The following is a 352-nucleotide window of genomic DNA, read 5'->3' on the forward strand; positions in this document are numbered from 1 at the left end:
GTCGATGTTCCATCACTTACAGTTACTGTGAAGCTATCCGCGCCATTATAATTAGTAGCTGGTGTATAAGTATATGTACCATCACTATTCACCACTACCGTACCATGTGCAGGATCAGTAGCCTTGGTATAAGTCAGCACATCACCATCTACATCTGTACCTGTTACCTGGCTGGTCAGTGCTACATCTTCATTCGTTTCCTCTGTGAATGTGCCTCCTACAGGGGCATCATTTACTGAATGTACTGTGATATTGACTGTGATTGTTGCAGTCGATGTTCCATCGCTTACTGTTACTGTAAAGCTATCAGCACCATTATAATTAGTAGCTGGAGTGTAAGTATATGTACCCT

General features: G+C 42.3%; 1 protein-coding gene. It reads right to left on the reverse strand.

Translation table 11 applies throughout. The features are described 5' to 3' along the window. Nucleotides 1-352: tandem-95 repeat protein (locus BW716_RS35895; RefSeq protein ID WP_143709285.1), on the reverse strand; the 352-nt coding region annotated here is incomplete at both ends.

Source organism: [Flexibacter] sp. ATCC 35208, from assembly GCF_001975825.1.
Taxonomy (GTDB): domain Bacteria; phylum Bacteroidota; class Bacteroidia; order Chitinophagales; family Chitinophagaceae; genus Chitinophaga.